The following is a 23,385-nucleotide window of genomic DNA, read 5'->3' as shown; positions in this document are numbered from 1 at the left end:
CGCAGCGGTGGGGCGGCGACCATAAGCCATGCGGCGCCCCAGGGGAACGCCGCACGGCCATGCCGGTTCAAGCCGAGTGGACGACGATGGTGAAACCTTCGTCCGCCGTCGGGGTCACGAAGAAGCTCGAGATATGGTCGAATTCGGCATCGGTCGGCGCATAGTCGTGGCCGCCCGCGGCGCTGCGAGCGTGCATCCGGGCCCGGCAGAGGTCTTCCGGCGTATCGAGGAGATGCAGCCGGTGATCGGCCCCCGAAGCCTCGACCAGGCCGCGCATCCAGGACCGGCTGTGCAGCGTATTGGCCGGAAAGTCGAGGACGACGGAGACCCCCACGCGCAGCAGATCGACGACATGAGGCCCCATGACCGCGCGCAGCCGGGCCGAGCAGCGGACATAGTCGGCGACTGCCCTGATCTCGCCTTCATAGAGGCGGGACAACCAGAAATCCTCGGCGATGGTGACGGTTCCCGGCGCGGCGCCGAGGCGTGCGGCGAGCGTCGATTTGCCGGCGGCGATGCGCCCGCACAGGAGATGCAGGGTGGCCCGATGTTCAGGCATGGCGATGACTTTCAGAAGCGGCGCCGAGGCGCCGGATGTCGACTCGAGGCGAACAGGTCCCGGCCCGACCGATCAGGCCGGGTGGCTAATTCGAAGGCCCGGACGAGGGCCGTTGCCGCGAGAAGCGAAAGTCATGGCGGAAGCCTAGCGCATCTTCCGGTGCCGAGGAACCGTGCGGCCGGCAAGAAAAACCCCTCTCCCTTGGCAGGGAGAGGGGCTTCGATCGCGGCCGGCGCGCTGCCGGCCGGGGGCCAGGCTCAGTGCGCCAGGCCCTTCACGATTTCTTCGACCATCTTCTTGGCGTCGCCGAAGAGCATCATGGTGTTGTCGCGGAAGAACAGTTCGTTCTCCACGCCGGCGTAGCCGGACGACATGCCGCGCTTCACGAAGAGCACGGTCTTGGCCTTGTCCACCTCGAGGATGGGCATGCCGTAGATCGGCGAGGCCTTGTCGGTCTTGGCCGCCGGGTTGGTCACGTCGTTGGCGCCGATGACGAAGGCGACGTCCGACTGCGGGAAGGCCGAGTTGATGTCTTCCAGCTCGAACACTTCGTCGTAGGGCACGTTGGCTTCGGCAAGGAGCACGTTCATGTGACCCGGCATGCGGCCCGCCACCGGATGGATGGCATAGGAGACCTTCACGCCCTCGGCCTTCAGCAGGTCGGCCATTTCACGCAGCGCATGCTGGGCCTGGGACACCGCCATGCCGTAGCCCGGCACGATGATGACCGAACCGGCGTTCTTCATGATGAAGGCGGCGTCGTCGGCCGAGCCCTGCTTGACCGGACGGGTTTCCTTCTTGGCCCCGCCGGCGGCGGCAGCGTCGGACGAATCCGCGCCGAAACCGCCGAGGATGACCGAGATGAAGGAGCGGTTCATGCCCTTGCACATGATGTAGGACAGGATCGCACCCGACGAACCCACCAGCGAGCCGGTGATGATCAGCGCCGTGTTCTGCAGCGTGAAGCCGATGCCGGCAGCCGCCCAACCCGAATAGGAGTTGAGCATGGACACCACCACCGGCATGTCGGCGCCGCCGATCGGGATGATCAGGGTGATGCCGATCACGAAGGAGAGCGCGGTCGCGAGCCAGAAGGCCCAGAGCGCCGAACCGCCCGAGACGATGAAATAGGCGACCAGGCCGACGATGCCGAGGGCGATCACGATGTTCAGCAGGTGGCGCCCCGGCAGCATGATCGGGGCACCCGACATGTTACCGTTCAGCTTGGCGAAGGCGATGATCGAGCCCGAGAAGGTGATGGCGCCGATGGCGACGCCGAGGCCCATCTCGACCAGGCTCTGCGGATGCAGGGCGCCGGCCGTGCCGATGCCGTAGTTGTCCGGCGAATAGAGGGCGGCGAAGGCGACCAGCACCGCCGCCATGCCGACCAGGCTGTGGAAGGCGGCGACGAGCTGCGGCATCGAGGTCATGGCGACGCGCTTGGCGATGATGCCGCCGATCGATCCGCCGATCGCCAGGGCGACCAGGATCATGGCGATGGTGACCGGGTCGAGACCCGGGAACACCTTGCCCGACAGCAGCGTGGTCACGACCGCGATGGTCATGCCGATCATGCCGTAGCGATTGCCCGTGCGCGAGGTCGCAGGCGACGACAGGCCGCGCAGCGCCAGGATGAACAGGACGCCGGCGACGAGGTAGAGGAGTGCGGCGAGATTGGGATTCATCGTCAGCCCCTCACTTCTTCTCTTTTTTCTTGTACATGGCGAGCATTCGGCTGGTCACCATGAACCCGCCGAAGATGTTCACCGACGCGAAGACCACGGCGACGAAGCCGAGGGCCTTCGAGAACCAGTTCTCGGCCGTGAGGCCGGGGACGGCGACCGCGATCACGGCGCCGACGATGATCACGCTGGAAATGGCGTTGGTCACGGCCATCAGCGGCGTGTGCAGGGCGGGGGTGACGCTCCAGACCACGTAGTAGCCGACGAAGATCGCCAGCACGAAGATCGAGAGGAAGAAAACGAAATCATCGACCATGGTCTCTCTCCTCAGGCCGAAGCGAAGGCGGGATGGACCACCGCACCGCCCTTGGTCAGGATCGATGCCTTGATGATCTCGTCGTCCCAATCGATCGCGAGCTGCTTGGTTTCCTTGGAGACCAGCGGCGTGATGAAGTTCAGCAGGTTCTTGGCGAAGAGCTGGGAAGCGTCGACGCAGATCCGGCTGGGCAGGTTGACGATGCCGACGATATGCACGCCGTTCTCCGTCACCACCGTCTCGCCCGGCTTCGACAGCGGGCAATTGCCGCCCTGCTCGACCGCCAGATCGACGATGACCGAGCCCGGCTTCATGGTGGCGACCATCTCCGGGCTGACCAGCACCGGCGCCGGCCGGCCCGGGATCAGGGCCGTGGTGATGACCATGTCCTGCTTCTTGATCGTGTCCGCGATCAGGGCCGCCTGTTTGGCCTGATATTCCTTGGACATTTCCTTGGCATAGCCGCCGGCGGTCTGGGCGTTCTTGAACTCTTCGTCCATCACCGCGATGAAGGTGCCGCCGAGGGATTCGACCTGTTCCTTGGTGGCCGGGCGCACGTCGGTCGCCGACACGATGGCGCCGAGGCGCTTCGCGGTCGCGATCGCCTGCAGGCCGGCGACGCCGACGCCCATGATCAGGGCGCGCGCAGGCGCCACGGTGCCCGCCGCGGTCATCATCATCGGGATGGCGCGGGAATATTCCGCCGCCGCCTCGATCACCGCGCGGTAGCCCGCGAGGTTGGCCTGGGACGACAGGATGTCCATCGACTGGGCACGGGTGATGCGCGGCACGAGTTCCATGGCGAAGGCATCGATGCCGGCATCGGCATAGGCCTTCACGGAGTCGCGGTCGGCATAGGGGTTCAGACCGGCGATCAGCGTGGCGCCGCGCTTGATCAGCGGAAGCTCTTCCGCGACCGGGCGCTGCACGTGGAAGATCACGTCGGCATCCGCCAGGGTCGACGCCAGATCCGGCGCGATCTTGGCACCGGCGGCGGCGAAGGCGTCGTCCGTCACGGCGGACGCGAGGCCGGCCCCGGCCTCCACCACCACTTCGGCGCCGAGCGCGATCAGCTTCTTGACGGATTCGGGCGAGGCGGCGACACGCTTTTCGTTCGGCCGCCGCTCCTTCGGAATGGCAATCCTCATCAGGCCCCCAGAAATGTAGAGATTGGAACGAAGGTCTGCGGGCGGACCGGCAACGGCCGCACCCCGACCACCCGGATCAGAGCAGGAAGATCGCCATCAACACCAGCAGCGCCACGAGGCCGATCATCGACCACTTGGTCAGGCTGGTGAACATGTCGTAGGTCTTGCGATGTTCGGTGATGTCCATGTTCATGGCGTTGTTCCCCGAGGCTCCAGCGATCCGTTGTCCGGCGCAACCCAAATACGGCGCTGGGCGTAGATCCAAAGTGTCCAGTTTCTTGTTCGCCCGACAGAGCTGACGAGACTTCCCGCCGACCATGCCGGATCCTTCGTTCGGCGGCACTATTACAAAAGGACCCACGGCAAACAAGCACTGTCTCGTCGCTCTACCCGGGCCGGAGGCGCAGGAAAATTGCCAAAAGGAACCAGATCGCCGGTCAATCTTGCTGCGCCGCAGCGTCACGCTCGATTTCGAGCAGCCGGCGCTTGCGTTGCGTGCCCCAACGATAGCCGGTGAGCGCGCCGTCGGCGCCCAACGCCCGGTGGCACGGCACGAGAATCGAGACCGGATTCGCCCCGCAGGCGCGGCCCACGGCGCGTGCCGCCCCCGGCTTGCCGATCGCCGCGGCGAGGGCACCGTAAGTCCGCGTCTGGCCCGGCGGAATGGCCCGCAGCGCCTGCCAGACCGAAATCTCGAAGGCGGTCCCGCGAAGGTCCAGCGGCAATTCGCCGCCGGAAGAAGGCGAGGCCGCCCGGGTCTTCACCGCCTCCAGGACGGGGGCCAGGGCCGCCTCGTCGCGCCGGATCCGGGCGCGCGGGAAGCGGCGGGCCAGGTCGGCGATCAGCGGCTCGTCCTCGTCGCCCATGAAGAGGGCGGCGACCCCCTGCTCCGTCGCCGCGACCAGGGTGCGGCCGAGAAGCGTGTCGACAATGCCGAAGGCGAGATCGAAACCGCCGGCCTTCAGGCGCGCCGGCGTCGTTCCCGTGGCCTCCTTGACCGCGCGATAGGCATGGGATGCGGCGCCGAAACCGGCCTCGTAGAGGGCACCGGCGACATCGTCACCCCGGGCCAGGGCCGCAACCAGCCTGCCCTGCTTGCAGCCCGCGGCATAGTCGCGCGGCGAGAGGCCGGTCAAGCGTTTGAACAGGCGCTGAAAATGGAAGGGCGAGAGATGCACCGCCTCGGCCAGTGCTCCCAGGGTGGGCGCCGCCTCCCCCGCCGCCAGCGTGTCGCGGATCAGGGCACAGGCCTTTTCGACCGCGGCCGCGGCCCGGCCGGCCGCCGCCCCCAGCGACTGGTCGGGGCGGCAGCGCTTGCAGGGGCGGAATCCCGCCGCCTCGGCCTCGGCCAGGGTCGAAAAGAAGCGCACATTCTCCCGCCGCGGCCGGCGCGAGGCGCAGCCGGGCCGGCAGGCGACCCCGGTGGTGGTCACGCCATAGATGAAGTCCGGCCCCTCCCCGCCCGCGACGAGGCGGTTCCAGCAGGCATCGGTGTCGAGGGCGGCGGTCGAGCTGATGGCGGCAGCATACATGGGAAATTCCTCCGGTCTTGCTGCACCATGGCGCCTACTGGCGCCCCTCTCTGCCCGGATCTTGCGCTTCAATTCAGCGCTTCACGTGCCAGACCTTGAAGATGCCGGTGCCGGTCGCGATCGTGGTATCGCCGACCCAGATACGGCCCTGGATATGGCGGAAATCGCCGTCCTCTCCGGTCAGTTTGCCCGCGCCCTCGACCCAGGCGCCGAGCGGCGGCGAGGCGACGAAATCGATCACCAGGCGCACGGTCACCCAGTTCAAGCCGGTCTTGTGCGAGATGACATGGCCGAAGGCGACATCGGCAAAGCCCATCAACATGCCGCCATGGCAATTGTTCAGCATGTTGGTGTGATGCGGCCCGACCCGGAAGGCCCGCACGTAACCGCCGTCCTCGGTATCCTTCTCGTAGAGCGGCCCGACGGTCAGCCCATAGCCGCTGTTCCAGGCGAGGCGCCGGAAGCCGGGTGGCGGCACGTCAGAATCTCTGGAGGAAAAAATTTCGCTCATCGCGCCAGCAAGTCAGATGGCAACTTGACCGTCAATGGTGGCCGATAAGCCGAGGCCCCCCCGGTACCGATTAGAAGTTCGAGCAACGCGGGATGGATGAACAGTTTTTCCCGCCCGACTTTCTTCGGAACCAGGACACCAATTTCGGTGAGCGCATTGAGATAGTTCGATGCCGTCTGCCGCCGTGCCACCCCGGCCTCGACCAAGTTGGCAATCCGGCAATACGGCTGAATGAAGATCTGCTCGACCAGCTCCCTCGAATGGATACCGGGCCGGTGCAGACGAATATGTTCAGATGCCAGTTCCATTTGCGCGTGTATGTCGCGAATCTTGGCAGTGGTCCAGAGCGCCGCCTCTTCGACTGCACCGACCATATAGAGGACCCATTCCGCCCATTCTCCGGCGCGCGTCACCCCGGCGAGTAAACGATAATAGGTCTCCCGCGTCCGGTTGATGGCGGCACTGAGGTAGAGCACCGGCAGTTCGAGCAATCCCTCGGCGACAAGAAACAGAAGGTTGAGGATGCGGCCGGTTCGCCCATTGCCGTCCGTGAACGGATGGATCGCCTCGAACTGGTAGTGCAGCACCGCCATCCGGACGAGCGGATCGAGGTCGGACGGGTCGTGCATGAAGACTTCCCAATTCGCCATCAGGTCGCGCAACAGGTCCGCGCCGACCGGCGGCGTGTAGACGACTTCGCCGGTCTTGTCGTTGCGCAACTGGGTTCCGGGAACACGCCTGACCTCCATTTCCACCCCTTTGATCTCGGCACAGATCTCGGTCGCGGTGACGGTCGACAAGGGACGCCGGGCGATCGCAAGAAACCCGCGACGGAGGGCGGATCCATAGCGGAGCGCTTCCTTGGTCGCCGGATCGACTGCGGTGGAATCGCCCTGTCCGATCGCCCGGAACAACCGGTCCGAAGTGGTCACCACATTCTCGATCTCGGAACTCGCCTGGGCTTCGAGAACGGGAATGGTGTTGATCAGCATCGCCTGATTGGGCAACAGCGTCCCGGCCTGCTTCAGCTCGGCCAATGCCGCCCTCGCGCCGATGCAACGCTTCAGGACGGCCTTGCTCTCGAGGTCGGTCCCGGGCGGCAGTCTGGGCAAATCGTTGTAGGGCTGGGTCGGATCGGGCGGCCCCATTCGGCGTCCTCGGCATATGTCGATGTCATCAACATATCCGAAAAACATGCATGAAAAACGCAGAAAAATCGACACATGCCTAGATAAGGCATTGATTTTCTGTGAGCGCCGAATGATTCCCCATCACTCGGCGCCGTTTAACGGTCAAGTCGAGGCGCTGACCATCGCGAAGGTCGGGCCGGAGAGATAGAACTGTTCGGAGCGTTCGACGAAGGTACCGCTGCGCTTGCCGTCCTGGCCCGGATAGGGGTGATAGGGCTCCATCGCCGTCACCTTCCGGGTTCCCTTGTCCTGACCGAAGATGACGTTCATGTGGGTGCCGCCGATCAGCGGATAGGTGAAGACCATGAGCGTCGGCCGGTCGCCCAGTGGCAGCGGCTTGTCCTTCCAATAGGCGGACTGGGCCAGCACCGCCTTCATCATGAAGCGCGGCTCGCGGCAGAAATTGTAGAGGAAATAGGTCGGCGGCATACCGCCGTCGTCGTTGCAGAACCGCGTGTATTGCACGATCAGGTCCATCTGGCTGAGCGCCGGGCGGCCGCCGCCCAGCGCCTTCAACCACCAGGACGAACAGGCGGCCCAGCAGGCATTGCCGTCGATCTGACCGATCGCCGGTGTCGATTTGTAGTCTGGCATGATGTGGTTCTCCCCCCGAAGAACGCGACTTGGCAACGGAACCACGAATCCGCGTCGAAGGAAATGGCCGCCGTCACACCGGCTCGACACCCGCCGCCGCCAGTGCCGCCCGCTGGCGCCCGGCCAAATGCGCGGCATCGAAGCCGTCAAGCGCCTCGTTGAACAGGCGGTACCAGTTCTGCCGGGCGTCGAGATGCAGGAAGACGGCGCCGAGCCCGATCGCCGCCCGGTCCATGAAGACGAATTCGCGCGGCGGCCGGATCGGCCCCAGGCTCTTCAGCCGGCGGTGCACCTCCATCATCTCGCGCCGTCCGTATTGGGCGGGCGAGACGCCGTCGGCGATGCTGCGGCTGCGGTCGTCGAGCAGCGGGCCATAGATGAAGCGGGCCCAGATGTTCAAGGTCTCGATCAATTCGTTGGAAAGGCCGCGGAAGCCCCAGATTTCATAGGCGTGCACGGCCTGCGCCGCATCGCCGGTGCGCAGCGCGTGATAGAGCGCCGAGACGCCTTCGACGAAGCCGGGTGGGAAGACGCGGATGCAGCCATAGTCGAGCAGGTTGATGCCCTCGGCATCGCCCCTCACGGTGTAATTGCCGAGGTGCGGATCGCCATGGATCACACCGATCCGGGTGAAGGGCAGCCACCAGGCACGGAACAGGACCTGGGCCAGATGATTGCGCCGCTCCTCCGTCGCCGATTTCCAGTCGAGGATCGGGGTGCCGTCCAGCCAGTTCATGGTCAGCAGGCGCCGGGTCGAAAGATCGGCGAAGGGCCGCGGCACGGCGATTTCCGCCTGGTCGGCCAGCACCGTACCGTAAAGGCGCATGTGCGCCGCCTCGCGCCCGTAATCCAGCTCCTCGCGGAGCCGCGCGGCGATCTCGTCGTAGATCTCGGCGGTGTCGATCACCCCGTCCATCCGCTTGTGGATCGAGAGGGCGAGCTTGAGCTGCTTCAGGTCGGCCTCGACGGCCGAGAGCATGTCGGGATATTGCAGCTTGACCGCGAGATCCACGCCATCGAGCGAGACCGCCCGGTGCACCTGGCCGAGGGAGGCGGCGCCGACCGCCTCGGTCGAGAATTCGGCGAAACGCGCGCGCCACTCCGGCCCCAGTTCGGCCGCCATGCGCCGGCGCACGAAGGGCCAGCCCATGGAAGGCGCCTGGGATTGCAACGTGGCCAGTTCCTTGGCGAATTCTTCCGGCACCGCGTCGGGCACCGTGGCCAGGATCTGGGCGACCTTCATCAGGGGGCCTTTGAGGCCGCCCAGCACCTTGCGCAGCTCGGCCGCGATCTTGGCGTAATCGGCTTCGGCGCCGACGATGCGCCGTCCGGCTTCGCGCATGGCGAGGCCGGAGACGGCGCCGGTCACCTTGGCATAGCGGCGCGCGCGGCTCGAAAAGCGATTGCCTTCCGCGTCGCGCTCGTCCGCCATCTCACATCGCTTCGAGCTGGTCGATGAAGCCCGAGACGACGCCGAGGCCCTTCGACCAGAAGGACGGATCGGAAGCGTCGAGCTTGAAGGGCGCCAGCAGTTCCTTGTGACGGAGCGTGCCGCCGGCCTTCAGCATGTCGAGATACTTCTGCTGGAAGCCGCCCTCCGCGCCTTCGTAGACGGCGTAGAGCGAATTCACCAGGCAGTCGCCGAAGGAATAGGCATAGACGTAGAAGGGCGAATGGATGAAATGCGGGATGTAGCACCAGTAGCTCTCATATCCCGGGTTCATCCTGATCGCCGGGCCCAGGCTCTCGCTCTGGATTTCCAGCCAGATTTCGCCGATCCGCTCGGCCGTCAGTTCGGACTTGCGGCGCTCGTCGTGGACGCGGCATTCGAACTGGTAGAAGGCGGTCTGGCGCACCACCGTGTTGATCATGTCCTCCACCTTGGTGGCGAGCAGGATCTTGCGGCGGGCGGGGTCGGTCTCGCGCCGGAGCAGGGCCTGGAAGGTCAGCATCTCGCCGAAGACCGAGGCGGTCTCGGCCAGGGTCAGGGGCGTATCCGCCATCAGGCAGCCCTGGTCGGCCGCCAGCACCTGGTGCACGCCGTGGCCGAGCTCATGGGCCAGCGTCATCACGTCCCGCGTCTTGCCCTGGTAGTTCAGCAAAAGATAGGGATGGGCCGAAGGCACGGTCGGGTGGGCGAAGGCGCCGGGCGATTTGCCGGGGCGGACCGGCGCGTCGATCCAGGCTGCGTCGAAGAAGCGCTTGCCGATCGTCGCCAGCTCCGGCGAGAAGTCGCCGTAGGCACCGAGCACGGTCGCCTTGGCCTCGTCCCAGGAAATCGTGCGGTCGTCGCCGGTCGGCAGCGGCGCGTTGCGGTCCCAGAAATTCAGCGCGTCCATGCCCATCCACTTCGCCTTCAGGGCGTAGTAGCGGTGGCTGAGCTTGGGATAGGCGTCACGCACCGCCTTCACCAGGGCGTCCACCACCTCGGCTTCGACGGCGTTGGAGAGATGGCGCGAGGCGGCCGGCGTCGGGTAATGGCGCCAGCGGTCCTCGATCTCCTTGTCCTTGGCGAGGGTGTTGGTGATCAGGGCGAACAGGCGGATGTTCTTTTCGAAGACCTCGGTCAGGGCCTTGGCGGCCCGTTCGCGCACCGCCCCGTCCTTGTCGGAGAGCAGGTTCAGCGCCTCGGCCGAGGTCAGTTCCTTGCCGTCCACGGTGAAGCGGAGCTGGGCGAAGGTCTCGTCGAACAGGCGGGTCCAGGCGGCACGGCCGGCGACATATTTCTCGTGCAGCAGCTTCTCGATCTCGTCCGAGAGCTGATGCGGCCTGAAGGCGCGGAGATCGCGCAGCCACGGCCGGTAATGGGCGAAGGCTGGTGATTCGGCGAGCTTGGCTTCGAGCACGTCGTCTTCCAGCCGGTTCAGTTCCAGCGTGAAGAAGAGCAGCACGCTGGAAATATCGGTCAGGCGTTCCTGCGTCGTCTGGTGGAACTGGGCGATCTTGGCGTCGGCCATGTTGCCGGCATAGATCAGCCCCGAGTAGGAGCCGATCCGGCCGAGCAGGTCCTGCAGCACCTCGTATTCGCGCATCGCCTTGCCGAGCGTGTCGCCCGGCAGGGCTTCGAGCTTGCCCTGATAGGCATCGGCGAAATTTTTCGCCGATGCCTCGCCGGCCTCGAAGGCCTTGGCCAGCTCGGGCGAATCGGGCCCCGGGTAGAGGTCCGTCAGATCCCATTCCGGCAAGGCCCCCAGGCCTTCGTTCCGAACCGCATCGCCGCTCATCGACATCACCCTAATCTTAGGTCCTTTGCCGATATGGGCCGATTGGCGGCTACGATCAAGCGCCGACGGCGCCTTCGTGCATACCGAGGGCTTCGAGATAGAGTTCCAGGATCGCATCCATCTCCTGGCGCTCCGCCTTGTCGATCTTGCGCAAGCGGATCACCTGGCGCAGCACCTTGGTGTCGAAACCGTTGCCCTTGGCTTCGGCATAGACTTCACGGATGTCGGCGGCCAGCGCCGCCTTCTCTTCTTCCAGTCGCTCGATTCGGGCGACGAACTGGCGCAGCTGCTCGCCAGCGATGCCGACGACTTCGGCCATGGGCTATCCTCTCGATCATGGAAATTCGGGCCCGGACGTTAGCCGGGGCGGGCCCCGCTTGGCAATCGGGCAGACCCTGACAGATTTTTTTCAGAAGCCGTTGACAAGCCCCCGTCCCGGACGCTATCAACCCGGCCTCGCACCTGCCCAGGTGGCGGAATTGGTAGACGCGCTAGTTTCAGGTACTAGTGCCCGTAAGGGCGTGGAAGTTCGAGTCTTCTCCTGGGCACCACGGCGATTGGATCGCCGAAGCCCCCCTCGCCGGGGGCCAGCTCGACAGCACAACTCCTGCCGGATCGAGGACGTCATGTCCGTGACCCTTCACCACGGCGACCTGCCGGCCGATCTCGACCTCGGCCCGGTCGTCGCCATCGATACCGAGACCATGGGGCTCAACCCCCATCGCGATCGCCTGTGCCTGGTGCAGCTCTCGGCCGGCGACGGCAATGCTCATCTGGTGAAGATCGCCCTCGGCCAGACCGCGGCGCCCAATCTGGCGCGCCTGCTGACCGATCCCAAGGTGCTGAAGCTCTTCCATTTCGCGCGATTCGACATCGCCGCGATGAAGCAGGGCCTGGGCGTCGTCACCGCGCCGGTCTATTGCACCAAGATCGCCTCGCGCCTGGTGCGCACCTTCACCGACCGCCACGGCCTCAAGGACCTGGTGCGCGAGCTGATCGGGGTCGAGATCTCGAAGCAGCAGCAGTCGTCCGACTGGGGCGCCGAGGATCTGAGCGAGGCGCAGCAGGCCTATGCCGCCTCGGACGTGCTCTATCTCCATGCCCTGAAGGCCAAGCTCGACGCCATGCTGGCGCGCGAGGGCCGCACGGCGATGGCCCAGGCCTGCTACGATTTTCTGCCGACCCGCGCCCAGCTCGACCTTGCCGGCTGGCCCGAAGTCGACATATTTGCCCATTAAGACGTGGCGGCCGGGCGCCCTGCCCTCGCCCGTGGGTTCCATGACGAAATGACAGCCAGAGCCGCGACCGCCTCCGATTCCCCGACCGACCTCGACGAGGCGCGCCGCGTCCTCGCGCTCGAGGCCCAGGGGATCGAGACCCTGGCCGAGTCCCTCGACGGGCGTTTTTCGGATGCAGTCGGGCGGATCGCCGCTTCGACCGGGCGGGTCATCGTCTCGGGCATGGGCAAATCCGGCCTGGTCGGGCGCAAGATTTCAGCCACGCTCGCCTCGACCGGCACGCCCTCCGTCTTCGTCCATCCGGCGGAAGCGAGCCACGGCGACCTCGGCATGATCACGACCGACGATGTCGTGCTGTGCCTGTCCAATTCGGGCGAGACCGCGGAACTCGCCTCGATCATCGCCTATGCCCGGCGCTACGGCATCACCCTGGTCGCGATCACGGGCGGGCTGGACAGTACGCTCGCCCGCGCGGCGGACGTGCTGCTGCCCCTGCCCCCGGTGGCGGAGGCCTGCCCGCTCGGCCTCGCGCCCACCACCTCGACCACCATGCAGCTCGCCCTCGGTGACGCGCTGGCGATCGCCCTGATGGCCAGGCGCGGCTTCACCGCCGAACAGTTCCGCTCGTTCCATCCGGGCGGCATGATCGGGCGCAAGCTCGCCTGGGTCTCAGACCTGATGCATGGGGGCACGGAAATCCCCCTGACCACGCCGGGCGAGCGCATGGACCGGGTCATTCTGACCATCACCTCGGGCCGTTTCGGCTGTGCCGGCGTGACAGACGCCGAGGGCCACCTGGTCGGCATCATCACCGACGGCGACCTGCGCCGGAAAATGGGGCCCGAGTTGCTGAAGCTGACCGCCGGCGAGGTAATGACGCGGAACCCGCGCACGATCGGCGCCCGGGTGCTGGCCGCCGAAGCGCTGCACATGATGAATACCCACGCCATCACGGCCCTTTTCGTGGTCGACGAGGCGGGACGGCCGCTCGGCATCCTGCATATCCACGACCTCCTGCGCGCCGGGGTGGCCTGACATGGCGAACGGGCCGCAGCCGCCGTTCGGGGCCGCGGGGCCGCGCCCGCGCGGCGCCGCCGTTCGCCGCAGCGTGACGCCCTACAGCCGTTTCGTCGGGCTGATGAAGATCCTGCTGCCGCTGGTCGCGGTCGGCCTGCTGGCCGCGGTGCTGGTCTGGCCCTCGCTGGAGAGCCGCCGCGAACAGGCGTTCTCTTATGCCAGCGTGGAAATCCGCTCCGACGGCCTCGAGATGCTGGCGCCGGTGCTGACCGGCACCGACGACAAGGGCCATCCCTTCACCATGACGGCGAAGCGGGCCACCGCCGACGGGCTGGAGCCGACCGAGATCACCCTCTACGACATCGACGCCGACCTCGCCGGCCAGGACGGCAAGCCGGTGAAGCTGATCGCCAGCAGCGGCATCTACCGCCCGGGCGACAAGACACTGAAGCTGGACGGCGACGTCACCGTGACGCTGGCGGACGGGCATCGCATCCGGCTCGAAACAGTCTTCGTGGATCTTGCCAAAGGCACCGCTTCGAGCGACAAGCGGGTGGAGGGATCGGGCCCCACCGGCCAGATCGAAGCCGACCGCATGGAGGCCGCCGATAACGGCCACAAGTTGCGCTTCGACGGCCGGGTCCGGGTAGTGATCACGCCGCCCGCTCCCGCGTCCGACCAGCCGAGGAATGGCCAATGACGACGATGGTACGAGTATTGCGCCGCGCGGCCGCCCTGAGCCTGGCCGGATCGCTGGCCTTCGCCGCGACGGCCCTGGGCCAGGGGGCGACCCCGGCCGGCCCGCCCCGGCTGAACTTCAATTCGAGCGCCCCGATCGAGATCCTGGCCGATTCCCTCGAAGTCCAGGACCAGAGTTCCAGTGCCGTCTTCTCGGGCAACGTGAAGGTCACGCAGGCGGACATGATCCTGCGCGCCGACCGCCTCGAGGTGACCTATGCCGGCGGCAGTGTGACCGATACGACGGGCGGCCCCTCGGCGATCAAGAAGATCATCGCCAAGGGCAATGTCTTCGTCACCTCGAAGGAAGACACCGCACAGGGTGACGCCGCCGTCTACGAGCCCGAGAAGGGCGTCGTGACCATGACCGGCAACGTCATCCTGACCCGTGGACAGAACGTCCTGAAGGGCAGCGAACTCGTGGTCAACCTGCACACCGGGCGCAGCGTGATGACCGGCGGGTCGGCCGACGGCCGGGTGAAGGGCCTGATCGTGCCGAACAGTGCCGGCGGTGCGGCCGCGCAATGAGCCTCGCCCCCGCGGCCGACGAGGCGCCCGCGGCCGAAACCGGCCTGGTCGCCCATTCGATCGGCAAGATCTACAACAAGCGTCCCGTCGTGCGCGGCGTCAGCCTGCACCTGCAGCGGGGCGAAGTGGTCGGCCTGCTGGGCCCGAACGGCGCCGGCAAGACCACCTGTTTCTACATGATCTCGGGCCTGGTCGCCCCGGACTACGGCACCATCCTGTTCGACGGACAGGATGTCACGCCGCTGCCCATGTATCGCCGCGCCCGCCTCGGCATCGGCTATCTGCCGCAGGAAGCCTCGATCTTCCGGGGCCTCAGCGTCGAGGACAACATCCGCGCCGTGCTCGAGATCGTCGAGACCGAGCGGGACCGGCGCGAGGCGATCCTGGACGATCTGCTGGCCGAATTCTCGATCGCGCATCTGCGCAAGACCTCGTCGGTCGCGCTGTCGGGCGGCGAGCGGCGGCGCGTCGAAATCGCCCGGGCCCTGGCCACCGACCCCGCCTTCATCCTGCTGGACGAGCCGCTGGCCGGCATCGACCCGATCGCGGTCGACGAGATCCGGAACCTGATCAGCCATCTGAAGGACCGGGGCATCGGCGTGCTGATTACCGATCACAATGTCCGCGAAACGCTGGACATGATCGACAGGGCCTACATTATTCATGAGGGGCAGGTCCTGATGGAGGGCTCGCCCGACGAGGTGGTGGCCCACGAAGGTGTGCGCCGCGTCTATCTCGGTGACCGCTTCAGCCTCTGACGGAAGGACCCAATGGCGATCGCGCAACGACTGGAACTAAAGCAGGGCCAGTCGCTGGTGATGACCCCCCAGCTGCAGCAGGCGATCAAGCTGTTGCAACTGAGCCAAGTCGAGCTCGCCTCCTTCGTCGAACAGGAACTCGAGCGCAATCCCCTGCTGACCCGCGACGAGGGAGAGCGGCCGGACGCCGAGTCGCCCCCCGGGTCCGAGAGCCCGGAAGCCGCCCCGCGGGAAGGCCCGACCTCGGTCGATCGCGACATCCGCGACAGCGGCGACATGGGCGAACGCGCGGCCAGCCTCGAGGACGGTTACGAGAATGTCTTCGGCGACGACGCGCCGAACGACCGCGCCTCGCTCCAGGCGGCGGGACCGGACGACCTGGTCGAGACCAATTGGAGCGGCATCGGCAGCGGCGGGCGCAGCGATTTCGACGAGGGCGACCTTTCGGGCGACGCCCGCCTCGTCTCTTCCGAATCCCTGCGCGACCACCTGATGGCGCAACTGGCCGAGTTGTCGCTCGACCCGGCGAGCCGGCTGATCGCCGCCAACCTAGTCGATTCGCTCGACGAAGCCGGCTATCTGACCGAGGAGACGGCGGATATCGCCGCCCGCCTGGGCATCGACGAGACGACGCTGGAAGCCCTGCTGCTGAAGCTCCAGTCGCTCGACCCGCCCGGCGTCTTCGCCCGCTCGCTGGCCGAATGCCTGGCCATCCAATGCCGCGAGGCGGACCGGCTGGACCCCACCATGGCGGCGGTGCTGAAGCATCTCGACCTGGTCGCCCGGCGCGACCTCTCCGGTCTCGCCCGGATCGCCGGTGTCGACGAGGACGAGATCGTCGAGATCATCAAGGAAATCCGCACCCTGAACCCGAAGCCCGGGCACGCCTTCGACACGGCGCCGGTGCAGACGGTGATTCCCGACGTCTACATCCGCCGCGGTGCCGAGGGCGACTGGCTGATCGAGCTGAATTCGGAGACCATGCCGCGCGTCCTGATCGACCGGCGCTATGCCGCCCGTCTCTCGGCCGGCGACGCCACGAAGAAGGACGACAAGGCCTATCTCTCAGACTGTCTCGCTTCGGCCAATTGGCTCGTGAAGGCGCTGGACCAGCGGGCACGGACGATCCTCAAGGTGGCGACCTCCCTGGTCCGCCAGCAGGACGCCTTCCTGCGCCATGGCATCGCCCATTTGAAGCCGATGAACCTGAAAGCGATCGCGGAAGAGATCGGTATGCACGAATCGACCGTCTCGCGCGTCACCGCCAACAAGTGGGTGTGGACGCCGCGCGGGCTGTTCGAGATGAAGTTCTTCTTCACCGCGGCGATCGGCTCGACCGATGGATCGGACGCCCATTCGGCCGAGTCGGTGCGGCACCGGATCCGCCAGTTGATCGACGGCGAGGCACCGAACGCCGTCCATTCCGACGACAAGCTGGTCGAACTCCTGAAGCGCGACGGCATCGATATCGCCCGGCGCACCGTCGCCAAGTATCGGGAGGCCATGGGCATCGGCTCGTCGACCGAGCGGCGCCGGCAGAAAGCCCTCGCCGGCCGCTGAGCCCAAAAGATCCCTGGGAAAAATGTCCCGGGGGGCGCTCCGCTCTGGAAACCGGGAACGTTAGCTCGTAAGTATGAGGTGACGGACTCGCGGTCCGGCAGCGGCCTCGGGGGAGGCGGCGCCCGATGACGGTGCCGCGCCGCCGGAGCGGGAGCCCCGTCCAAGCGCCCCATTCCTTACGCGCAGGCACATCATGAAGCTGATCATTTCCGGCAAACAAATCGACGTCGGCGACGCTCTCCGCACTCATGTCACGGAGCGGCTTAAAGTCCTCGTCGGCAAATATTACGACCGGCCGATCGACGCCACCGTCACCTTCTCCCGGGAGGCCCACCTCTTCTGCACGGATGTGACCGTGCATTTCGGCGCCGGCCTGACGGTCAATTCGCAAGGCGAAGGCACCGAGATCTACGGCAGCTTCGAAGCCGCCGCGGAGCGCGTCGAAAAGCGCCTGCGCCGCTACAAGCGCCGCCTGAAGAATCACCACCACGGTGCCATCCGCACGATCGAGCCGGCGCTGGCCCGCGTCCTGACCCCCGAGGCCGAGGACGACCACGAGGAACATGCGAACGGCCTGGAAGGCACCGGCGGTCCCCTCGTGATCGCCGAGTCCGAGGCGGAGATCGAGACCCTGAGCGTTTCCGAAGCCGTGTTCCGGCTCGATCTCGGCGAGCACCCGGCGATCATGTTCCGCAACCGGGCCAACGGCGGCCTCAACGTGGTCTATCGCCGCCCGGACGGCAACATCGGCTGGATCGAGCCGAACAAGCGCGCCGTCGGCGCCCCCGCGTGAGGCTTGACCCTTGGAGCTTGACAGCATCATCGGTCCTGAGGGCGTGATCGCCGATCTCAAGGCCAACAGCAAGAAGCAGGCCCTGCAGGAATTGTCCGCCCGTGCCGCCACCATCACCGGCGTGCACGAGCGGACGATCTTCGACATCCTGCTGGAGCGCGAGCGCCTGGGCACCACGGGTGTCGGCCAGGGCATCGCGATCCCGCACGGAAAACTGGGCGAGATCGATCGCCTGTACGGCCTCTTCGCGCGCCTGTCCTCGCCGATCGACTTCGAGTCGATCGACGAGCAGCCGGTCGATCTGATCTTCCTGCTGCTGGCGCCCCAGGGCGCCGGCGCCGATCACCTGAAGGCGCTCGCCCGCGTCTCGCGCCTGCTGCGCGACCGCGAAACCTGCGAAAAACTCCGCCACTGCGACTCGGTCGAAGCGATCTACGCCCTGCTGACCGACAACACCCGGCCGCACGCGGCCTGACGTCCTCCGTCACCATCCCACGGCCCCGGCGAAGGCCGGGGCCGCACGGGTGTGGGGTTCGGAGCCGGCCGGTCAGTGCACGCTGACAGGCTGCATTTCGTGCTGAAGGGCCGCGGCGAAGGCCAAGTCACGGGTCTCGGCCAGGGCCAGCGGCGAACCGTCGGCAGCATGGACCGCGACCACGTTCTTGCCGTCGACCACGACGGGCTTCACATAGACCAGGGCACCGCCACCGAGGGCTGCCAAGTCTTCCGGCGTCATCTGCCGAATATCGATGTTTCTTGTCTCACCAATCATCTCACACCTCCGCGAGATGCCCCATCATGGGCGCATCCTGCTTAACGGGCCGTTTAAGCCCCGTTGCTCGACTCGCCGCCGTCCGTTTCCAGGATCTGACGCTCGTCGCTGCCGTCCACGCTCCCGTCGATCGGGATCGTGCGCACGACACTGGCCGGGACGGGACGGCGCAGGTCGACGTGCAGGAGCCCGTTGTCGAGCCCGGCCCGCACGATTTCGATGCCCTCCGCCAGCACGAAGGCCTTCTGGAACTGGCGGGCGGCGATACCGCGATGGATATAGGTCTTCTTCGCGTCCTCGGCCGCTTGGCGGCCACGCACGATGAGCTGATTCTCCTCCACGGTGACCGACAGGTCCTCGCGGGCGAAACCGGCCACGGCCAAGGTGATGCGCAGGGAATGCGGCCCCGTCTGCTCGATGTTGTAGGGCGGATAGCCGTCCGTCGCCGATTTGGCGACCCGGTCGAGCACCCGCTCCATATGGTCGAAGCCGAGCAGAAGCGGGCTGTTGAAGACGGAAAGGCGAGTCATGGACCGGCAAACCCCTCGATCGAGCGAGTACGCGTGACGGCCCCGAAGGCACCGCCACCAGTATGATCTGGCGATGGCGCCAACAAAATCAAGGGGGTGGCGCGCCCCGCGGCCGCATGGCCGGGGCGCGCCCGGCCCATCTTACGAGACGATGGGCGGCTGGAAGGACAGGCCCAGGTCCCAGGGGAAATAGATCCAGGTGTCCTGGCTCACCTCGGTCACATAGGTGTCGACCAGGGGCCGCCCCATGGGCTTGGCATAGACGGTGGCGAAATGGGCCTTGGGCAGCATGTCGCGCACCATACGGGCGGTCTTGCCGGTATCCACCAGGTCGTCGACCAGCAGGATCTCCGAGCCGCCGTCGGCCGCCAGCTCGGCCAGCTCGGGGGCGAGGCCCTTCATCAGATGCGCCGCCCCCTGTTCCTTGTAGTCGTGATAGGAGGCGATGCAGATCGTGTCGATCAGGCGGATGTTCAACTCGCGGGCGACGATCAGGGCCGGCACCAGGCCGCCTCGGGTGATGCAGACGATCGCCTTGTATTTCCGCTCGCCCGCCGTCAGGCGCCAGGTCAGGGCGCGGGCGTCGCGGTGAAACTGCTCCCAGGAAACCGGAAAGGCCTTCTGGCTGTTCGGCTCGCTCATTCGACGGAAACCCCGTTGGATGATTCGCAGGTCCCGCACGCGGCGGGCTACGAAAAGACTAGCGGGCGCGGGTACCGCCGGCCATGCCGAAACCGCTGGCCCGAAACCGCTGGCCCGAAAGCAGGAAAGGCGACCCGCTCGGGTCGCCTTTCTTGTTTACCGGACGGATGGTGGAGCCAAGGGGAGTCGAACCCCTGACCTCTTGAATGCCATTCAAGCGCTCTCCCAACTGAGCTATGGCCCCAAGCCGTCGGTCCCGCCGAGTCTGCCGGTCGCTGCCAGCGTCCCCTGCGGAGCGCGGACACTAGTGAGATCCCGCGCCCCGATCAAGCACTTTTTTCAGCGCTCTTTCTCTTCGTCCAAATCGATATCCGCGTCGACCACGTCCTCCAGATCCTCGTCGTCGAGGTCTTCATCCGCGTCGAGCAGGGTATCGTCCTCCTCCTCCTCGTCGACCGCCTCGTCGACGTCGATGTCGGCGTCCACATCGGCGTCCGCGTCGGTTTTGGCGATGATGTCGGCCTCGTCACCATCGAGCTCTTCGATGCCGACATCCTCCTCCTCTTCCTCGTCGCTCTCGTCGTCGGGGACGTCCTCGTCTTCGAGATCGTCGGGCTCCTCGTCACGGTCGACGGCCAAGACGGCCACCGCCTTGCTCTTCGCCACCTTGGTGTCGGGGCGCACGCGGCGCACCTTCAAGGCGGCTTCGGGCTCGAACACTGTTTCGCACTTCGGGCACGCGATGGGGTCGCGGCCCATGTCGTAAAAGCGCGCACCGCAGGCGAGGCACTGCCGCTTCACGCCCCATTCGGGTTTGGCCAAGGTCGTTCTCCACGCAAAATCAGGGGGTCGCTTTGCCATGAAGTGCACGGCCTGTCAAAGCAATCGGCGACGTGGTAAGTGCAGCCATCGTCGATTCGGACTTCGAGGCCCCCGCGTGCCAGCCCAGAGTGCAAAGAAGAGCCCCGCCCTCGCCGGCTCCGTCGCCGTGCCGGGCGACAAGTCGATCTCGCACCGCGCCCTGATTCTGGGGGGCCTCGCCGTCGGCCGGACCGAGGTCACCGGCCTTCTCGAAGGCGAGGACGTGCTGCACACGGCGGAATGTATGCGCCGCCTCGGCGCCGGCGTCACCCGCCTCGGCCCCGGGCACTGGCAGGTCGACGGCGTCGGCGTAGGCGGCCTGACCGAGCCGGCCGATGTCCTCGACATGGGCAATTCGGGCACGGGGGCCCGCCTGCTGATGGGGGCCGTGGCGGGCCACCCGATCACCGCCATCTTCACCGGCGACGCTTCGCTGAACCGCCGCCCCATGGCGCGGGTGACCGAGCCTCTGTCGCGCATGGGGGCGAGCTTCGTCGGCCGGGCCGGCAACAAGCTGCCCATGGCCGTAGTCGGTGCCCGGAACCCGATGCCGATCGAATACCGCCTGCCGGTCGCCTCGGCCCAGGTGAAATCGGCGATCCTGCTCGCCGGCCTGTGCGCGCCGGGCGAAACCTCGGTGATCGAGCCCGAACCGACGCGCGACCATTCGGAACGTCTGCTCGGCCATTTCGGCGCCGAGATCCGCATCGTCGACGCCGCCGACGGCAGCCGCAAGGTGACCCTGCGCGGCCAGCCAGAACTGATCGCGGCGCCGGTGATCGTGCCGGGCGATCCCTCCTCCGCCGCCTTCCCGCTGGTCGCCGCCCTGATCGTGCCGGGCTCCGATATCGTGATCGAGAACGTCGGTCTCAATCCGCTGCGCACCGGCCTCTTCGACACGCTGATCGAGATGGGCGCCGACATCACCTATCTGAACAAGCGGGTGGCCGGCGGCGAGCCGGTGGCCGACCTGCGAATTCGCCATTCGGCCCTGAAGGGTGTCGAGGTGCCGGCCGGCCGGGCGCCCTCGATGATCGACGAATATCCCGTGCTCGCCGTCGCCGCCGCCTTTGCCCAAGGTACGACGCGGATGAACGGCCTCGCCGAACTCCGGGTCAAAGAGAGCGACCGGCTCGCCGCCGTCGCCGCCGGCCTTGCCGCCAACGGCGTCGCCCATGAGGCCGGGCCGGACTTCCTGGTCGTTTCCGGACGCGGCAAAGTCGCGGGCGGCGGCACCGTGGCGACCCATATGGACCACCGCATCGCCATGTCCTTCCTGGTCATGGGCCTCGCCGCGGAAACGCCGGTGACGGTCGACGACGTCGCGATGATCGAAACCTCCTTCCCGGATTTCGGCCGGCTGATGGCGTCGCTCGGCGCGATTCTCGCATGAGCGGGTCCTTCATCGTCGCGATCGACGGGCCGGCCGCCGCGGGCAAGGGCACGCTGGCCCGGCTGATCGCCGATTATTTCGGCCTCGCCTATCTCGACACCGGCGCGCTCTACCGCGGTGTCGCCCTCAGCCTGATCGAGGCCGGGCTGACCGCGCCGACCGAGGCGGAAGCGGCCGCCGCCGCCCTGAATCTCGACCCCGGGTTGCTGCAGTCGCCCGATCTCCGGCGCGAGGACGTCGGCAATCTGGCCAGTGTGGTCGCCGCCATGCCGGCGGTACGCGCCGCCCTCGACAGTTTCCAGCGCAATTTCGCCGCCCGCCCGCCGGGCGGCGCGCCGGGGGCCGTGGTCGACGGGCGCGACATCGGCACCGTGATCTGCCCGGGCGCGCCGGTGAAACTATTCCTCACCGCCAGCGTCGCCGCCCGGGCGGCGCGGCGCTTCCTGGAACTCCAGGCCAAGGCCAGGCCCGCCGACCTCGCCCAGATCACGGCCGAGATCGAGGCGCGCGACGCGCGCGACGCCAGCCGCGCCACGGCGCCCCTCAAGGCCGCCGAGGACGCCCACTTGATGGATACCTCGAATTTGTCTATAGACGAGGTCTTCGCGCGAGCGAAGACCATCATCGAGACGGCGCGGCAGACACGGACCTGAGAGGTCCGCCGTTTTCCGTGCCCTTTGTCGTTCCTGCCCCCGCCCGGGAGACGGGGGAAGACCGCCGGAGACAACCGGCCGGCCCGTAAGAGAGACTAGGAGACTACTGACTATGACTGAGAAAGAGAATTTCGCCGAACTGCTGGACGAAGTGTTCGGCTCCGCCAATTCCCTCGAAGGCAGCGTGATCGAAGGCCGCGTGGTCGCGATCGAAAACGACTTCGCGGTGATCGACGTCGGCCTGAAGGCCGAGGGCCGCGTGGCCCTGAAGGAATTCGCCCCGCCCGGCCAGAAGTCCGAGCTGAAGCCCGGCGACATCGTCGAGGTCTACCTCGAGCGCATGGAAAACGCGATGGGCGAAGCGGTGATCAGCCGCGAGAAGGCCCGCCGCGAGGAAGCCTGGACCATCCTCGAGCGTGCGTTCGAGAAGGGCCAGCGCGTCGAAGGCGTCATCTTCGGCCGCGTCAAGGGTGGCTTCACGGTCGACCTGTCGGGCGCCGTCGCCTTCCTGCCGGGTTCGCAGGTCGATGTCCGCCCGGTGCGCGACATCACGCCCCTGATGGGCGTGCCGCAGCCCTTCCAGATCCTCAAGATGGACCGCCGCCGCGGTAACATCGTCGTGTCGCGCCGCGCCGTCCTCGAAGAGACCCGCGCCGAGGCCCGTTCGGAACTGGTCGCCAACCTCAAGGAAGGCCAGATCCTCGAAGGCGTGGTCAAGAACATCACCGATTACGGTGCCTTCGTGGACCTCGGTGGCGTCGACGGCCTGCTCCATGTGACCGACATCGCCTGGCGCCGCGTCAACCACCCGTCGGAAGCGCTGACCATCGGCCAGACCGTGAAGGTGCAGGTCATCCGGGTGAACCCCGAGACCCAGCGCATCTCGCTCGGCATGAAGCAGCTGCTCGCCGATCCGTGGGACGGCGTCGCCGCCAAGTATCCGGTGGGCGTGAAGTTCATCGGCCGCGTCACCAACATCACCGACTACGGCGCCTTCGTGGAGCTGGAGCCGGGTGTGGAAGGCCTGGTCCACGTCTCCGAAATGAGCTGGACCAAGAAGAACGTCCATCCGGGCAAGATCGTCTCCACCTCGCAGGAAGTGGAAGTGATGGTGCTCGAGGTCGACGCCAACAAGCGCCGCATCTC

General features: G+C 66.7%; 26 protein-coding genes, 2 tRNA genes and 1 pseudogene. 12 read left to right on the top strand and 17 right to left on the bottom strand.

Annotation, left to right across the window (positions count from 1 at the left end):
- Positions 1-67: 67 nt before the first annotated feature.
- The 12 genes and pseudogenes from WC493_RS03660 to WC493_RS03605 form a co-directional block, all read right to left on the bottom strand.
- Entirely contained in the window at positions 68-559 is a 492-nt protein-coding gene (locus WC493_RS03660) for an AAA family ATPase (RefSeq protein WP_373062623.1), read from the bottom strand.
- A 257-nt stretch (positions 560-816) separates the two neighbouring features.
- The gene (locus WC493_RS03655; protein WP_373062621.1) at positions 817-2,244 is read right to left on the bottom strand and encodes an NAD(P)(+) transhydrogenase (Re/Si-specific) subunit beta; all 1,428 of its coding nucleotides are present in this window, start codon (positions 2,242-2,244) and stop codon (positions 817-819) included.
- Between the two features lie 10 nt (positions 2,245-2,254).
- Positions 2,255-2,545: pseudogene (locus tag WC493_RS03650) on the bottom strand (proton-translocating transhydrogenase family protein); the annotation flags it as partial.
- A gap of 23 nt (positions 2,546-2,568) precedes the next feature.
- Positions 2,569-3,705: a Re/Si-specific NAD(P)(+) transhydrogenase subunit alpha gene (locus tag WC493_RS03645; RefSeq protein WP_373062619.1), complete on the bottom strand. Its 1,137-nt coding sequence runs from the start codon at positions 3,703-3,705 to the stop codon at positions 2,569-2,571.
- A 76-nt stretch (positions 3,706-3,781) separates the two neighbouring features.
- Positions 3,782-3,898, bottom strand: coding sequence for an aa3-type cytochrome c oxidase subunit IV (locus WC493_RS03640; protein WP_373062617.1), 117 nt, complete (start codon positions 3,896-3,898; stop codon positions 3,782-3,784).
- Positions 3,899-4,142: 244 nt separating this feature from the next.
- Positions 4,143-5,237 carry a methylated-DNA--[protein]-cysteine S-methyltransferase gene (locus WC493_RS03635; protein ID WP_373062615.1) on the bottom strand — a complete coding sequence of 365 codons (1,095 nt, stop codon included), beginning with the start codon at positions 5,235-5,237 and terminating at the stop codon, positions 4,143-4,145.
- Positions 5,238-5,310: 73 nt separating this feature from the next.
- Positions 5,311-5,715 carry a PaaI family thioesterase gene (locus WC493_RS03630; protein ID WP_373062613.1) on the bottom strand — a complete coding sequence of 135 codons (405 nt, stop codon included), beginning with the start codon at positions 5,713-5,715 and terminating at the stop codon, positions 5,311-5,313.
- A 29-nt stretch (positions 5,716-5,744) separates the two neighbouring features.
- Positions 5,745-6,896 (bottom strand): protein adenylyltransferase Fic, encoded by a 1,152-nt coding sequence (fic, locus tag WC493_RS03625; RefSeq protein ID WP_373062611.1) that lies wholly within the window; start codon positions 6,894-6,896, stop codon positions 5,745-5,747.
- A gap of 144 nt (positions 6,897-7,040) precedes the next feature.
- Positions 7,041-7,532, bottom strand: coding sequence for a hypothetical protein (locus WC493_RS03620; RefSeq protein ID WP_373062609.1), 492 nt, complete (start codon positions 7,530-7,532; stop codon positions 7,041-7,043).
- 73 nt (positions 7,533-7,605) lie between these two features.
- Positions 7,606-8,964: an ABC1 kinase family protein gene (locus tag WC493_RS03615; protein WP_373062607.1), complete on the bottom strand. Its 1,359-nt coding sequence runs from the start codon at positions 8,962-8,964 to the stop codon at positions 7,606-7,608.
- A gap of 1 nt (position 8,965) precedes the next feature.
- Positions 8,966-10,762, bottom strand: a complete 1,797-nt coding sequence (locus WC493_RS03610) for a M3 family oligoendopeptidase (RefSeq protein ID WP_373062605.1) — start codon at positions 10,760-10,762, stop codon at positions 8,966-8,968.
- A 49-nt stretch (positions 10,763-10,811) separates the two neighbouring features.
- Positions 10,812-11,075 carry a DUF2312 domain-containing protein gene (locus WC493_RS03605; RefSeq protein WP_373062603.1) on the bottom strand — a complete coding sequence of 88 codons (264 nt, stop codon included), beginning with the start codon at positions 11,073-11,075 and terminating at the stop codon, positions 10,812-10,814.
- A gap of 145 nt (positions 11,076-11,220) precedes the next feature.
- On the opposite strand from WC493_RS03605, the gene WC493_RS03600 reads away from it, so the two are divergent.
- From WC493_RS03600 to ptsN, 9 genes are all read left to right on the top strand, one after another.
- Positions 11,221-11,307 (top strand) — tRNA-Leu (locus WC493_RS03600).
- Between the two features lie 75 nt (positions 11,308-11,382).
- A complete protein-coding gene (locus WC493_RS03595; RefSeq protein WP_373062601.1) occupies positions 11,383-11,994 on the top strand; it encodes a ribonuclease D in 612 nt (203 codons plus the stop codon).
- 48 nt (positions 11,995-12,042) lie between these two features.
- Complete coding sequence (locus WC493_RS03590; RefSeq protein WP_373062599.1) at positions 12,043-13,029, top strand: SIS domain-containing protein; 987 nt, start codon at positions 12,043-12,045, stop codon at positions 13,027-13,029.
- Between the two features lies 1 nt (position 13,030).
- Positions 13,031-13,711, top strand: coding sequence for an LPS export ABC transporter periplasmic protein LptC (lptC, locus tag WC493_RS03585; RefSeq protein WP_373062597.1), 681 nt, complete (start codon positions 13,031-13,033; stop codon positions 13,709-13,711).
- The gene (gene lptA, locus WC493_RS03580) at positions 13,708-14,277 is read left to right on the top strand and encodes a lipopolysaccharide transport periplasmic protein LptA (RefSeq protein WP_373062595.1); all 570 of its coding nucleotides are present in this window, start codon (positions 13,708-13,710) and stop codon (positions 14,275-14,277) included. The genes lptC and lptA overlap by 4 nt, the downstream gene beginning before the upstream one ends.
- Positions 14,274-15,035, top strand: a complete 762-nt coding sequence (gene lptB / locus WC493_RS03575) for an LPS export ABC transporter ATP-binding protein (protein ID WP_373062593.1) — start codon at positions 14,274-14,276, stop codon at positions 15,033-15,035. Before lptA ends, lptB begins: the two co-directional genes overlap by 4 nt.
- 12 nt (positions 15,036-15,047) lie before the next feature.
- Positions 15,048-16,595: an RNA polymerase factor sigma-54 gene (rpoN, locus tag WC493_RS03570; RefSeq protein ID WP_373062591.1), complete on the top strand. Its 1,548-nt coding sequence runs from the start codon at positions 15,048-15,050 to the stop codon at positions 16,593-16,595.
- A gap of 193 nt (positions 16,596-16,788) precedes the next feature.
- Entirely contained in the window at positions 16,789-17,388 is a 600-nt protein-coding gene (gene hpf / locus WC493_RS03565) for a ribosome hibernation-promoting factor, HPF/YfiA family (protein ID WP_373062589.1), read from the top strand.
- Positions 17,389-17,398: 10 nt separating this feature from the next.
- Positions 17,399-17,863, top strand: coding sequence for a PTS IIA-like nitrogen regulatory protein PtsN (gene ptsN, locus WC493_RS03560; protein WP_373062587.1), 465 nt, complete (start codon positions 17,399-17,401; stop codon positions 17,861-17,863).
- 72 nt (positions 17,864-17,935) lie between these two features.
- Here ptsN and WC493_RS03555 read toward each other — a convergent pair whose 3' ends face one another.
- The 5 genes from WC493_RS03555 to WC493_RS03535 form a co-directional block, all read right to left on the bottom strand.
- Positions 17,936-18,160 carry a DUF1150 family protein gene (locus WC493_RS03555; protein ID WP_373062585.1) on the bottom strand — a complete coding sequence of 75 codons (225 nt, stop codon included), beginning with the start codon at positions 18,158-18,160 and terminating at the stop codon, positions 17,936-17,938.
- Positions 18,161-18,213: 53 nt separating this feature from the next.
- Complete coding sequence (locus tag WC493_RS03550) at positions 18,214-18,690, bottom strand: Hsp20 family protein (RefSeq protein ID WP_373062583.1); 477 nt, start codon at positions 18,688-18,690, stop codon at positions 18,214-18,216.
- 141 nt (positions 18,691-18,831) lie between these two features.
- On the bottom strand, positions 18,832-19,332 hold the full coding sequence (gpt, locus tag WC493_RS03545; RefSeq protein WP_373062581.1) for a xanthine phosphoribosyltransferase: 501 nt from the start codon (positions 19,330-19,332) through the stop codon (positions 18,832-18,834).
- A 168-nt stretch (positions 19,333-19,500) separates the two neighbouring features.
- Positions 19,501-19,576, bottom strand: a tRNA-Ala gene (locus WC493_RS03540).
- 95 nt (positions 19,577-19,671) lie between these two features.
- On the bottom strand, positions 19,672-20,154 hold the full coding sequence (locus WC493_RS03535; RefSeq protein ID WP_373062579.1) for a TIGR02300 family protein: 483 nt from the start codon (positions 20,152-20,154) through the stop codon (positions 19,672-19,674).
- A gap of 115 nt (positions 20,155-20,269) precedes the next feature.
- Between WC493_RS03535 and aroA the strand changes: the two genes are divergently transcribed.
- The 3 genes from aroA to WC493_RS03520 form a co-directional block, all read left to right on the top strand.
- The gene (gene aroA / locus WC493_RS03530; RefSeq protein WP_373062577.1) at positions 20,270-21,586 is read left to right on the top strand and encodes a 3-phosphoshikimate 1-carboxyvinyltransferase; all 1,317 of its coding nucleotides are present in this window, start codon (positions 20,270-20,272) and stop codon (positions 21,584-21,586) included.
- On the top strand, positions 21,583-22,239 hold the full coding sequence (gene cmk, locus WC493_RS03525; RefSeq protein WP_373062575.1) for a (d)CMP kinase: 657 nt from the start codon (positions 21,583-21,585) through the stop codon (positions 22,237-22,239). Before aroA ends, cmk begins: the two co-directional genes overlap by 4 nt.
- A gap of 112 nt (positions 22,240-22,351) precedes the next feature.
- On the top strand, positions 22,352-23,385 hold a 1,034-nt coding region (locus WC493_RS03520; protein WP_373062573.1), incomplete at its 3' end, for a 30S ribosomal protein S1.

Origin of the sequence: Zavarzinia sp. (assembly GCF_041650655.1) — a bacterium.
GTDB lineage: Bacteria > Pseudomonadota > Alphaproteobacteria > Zavarziniales > Zavarziniaceae > Zavarzinia.
This window is presented reverse-complemented; position numbering and strand designations above follow the sequence as displayed.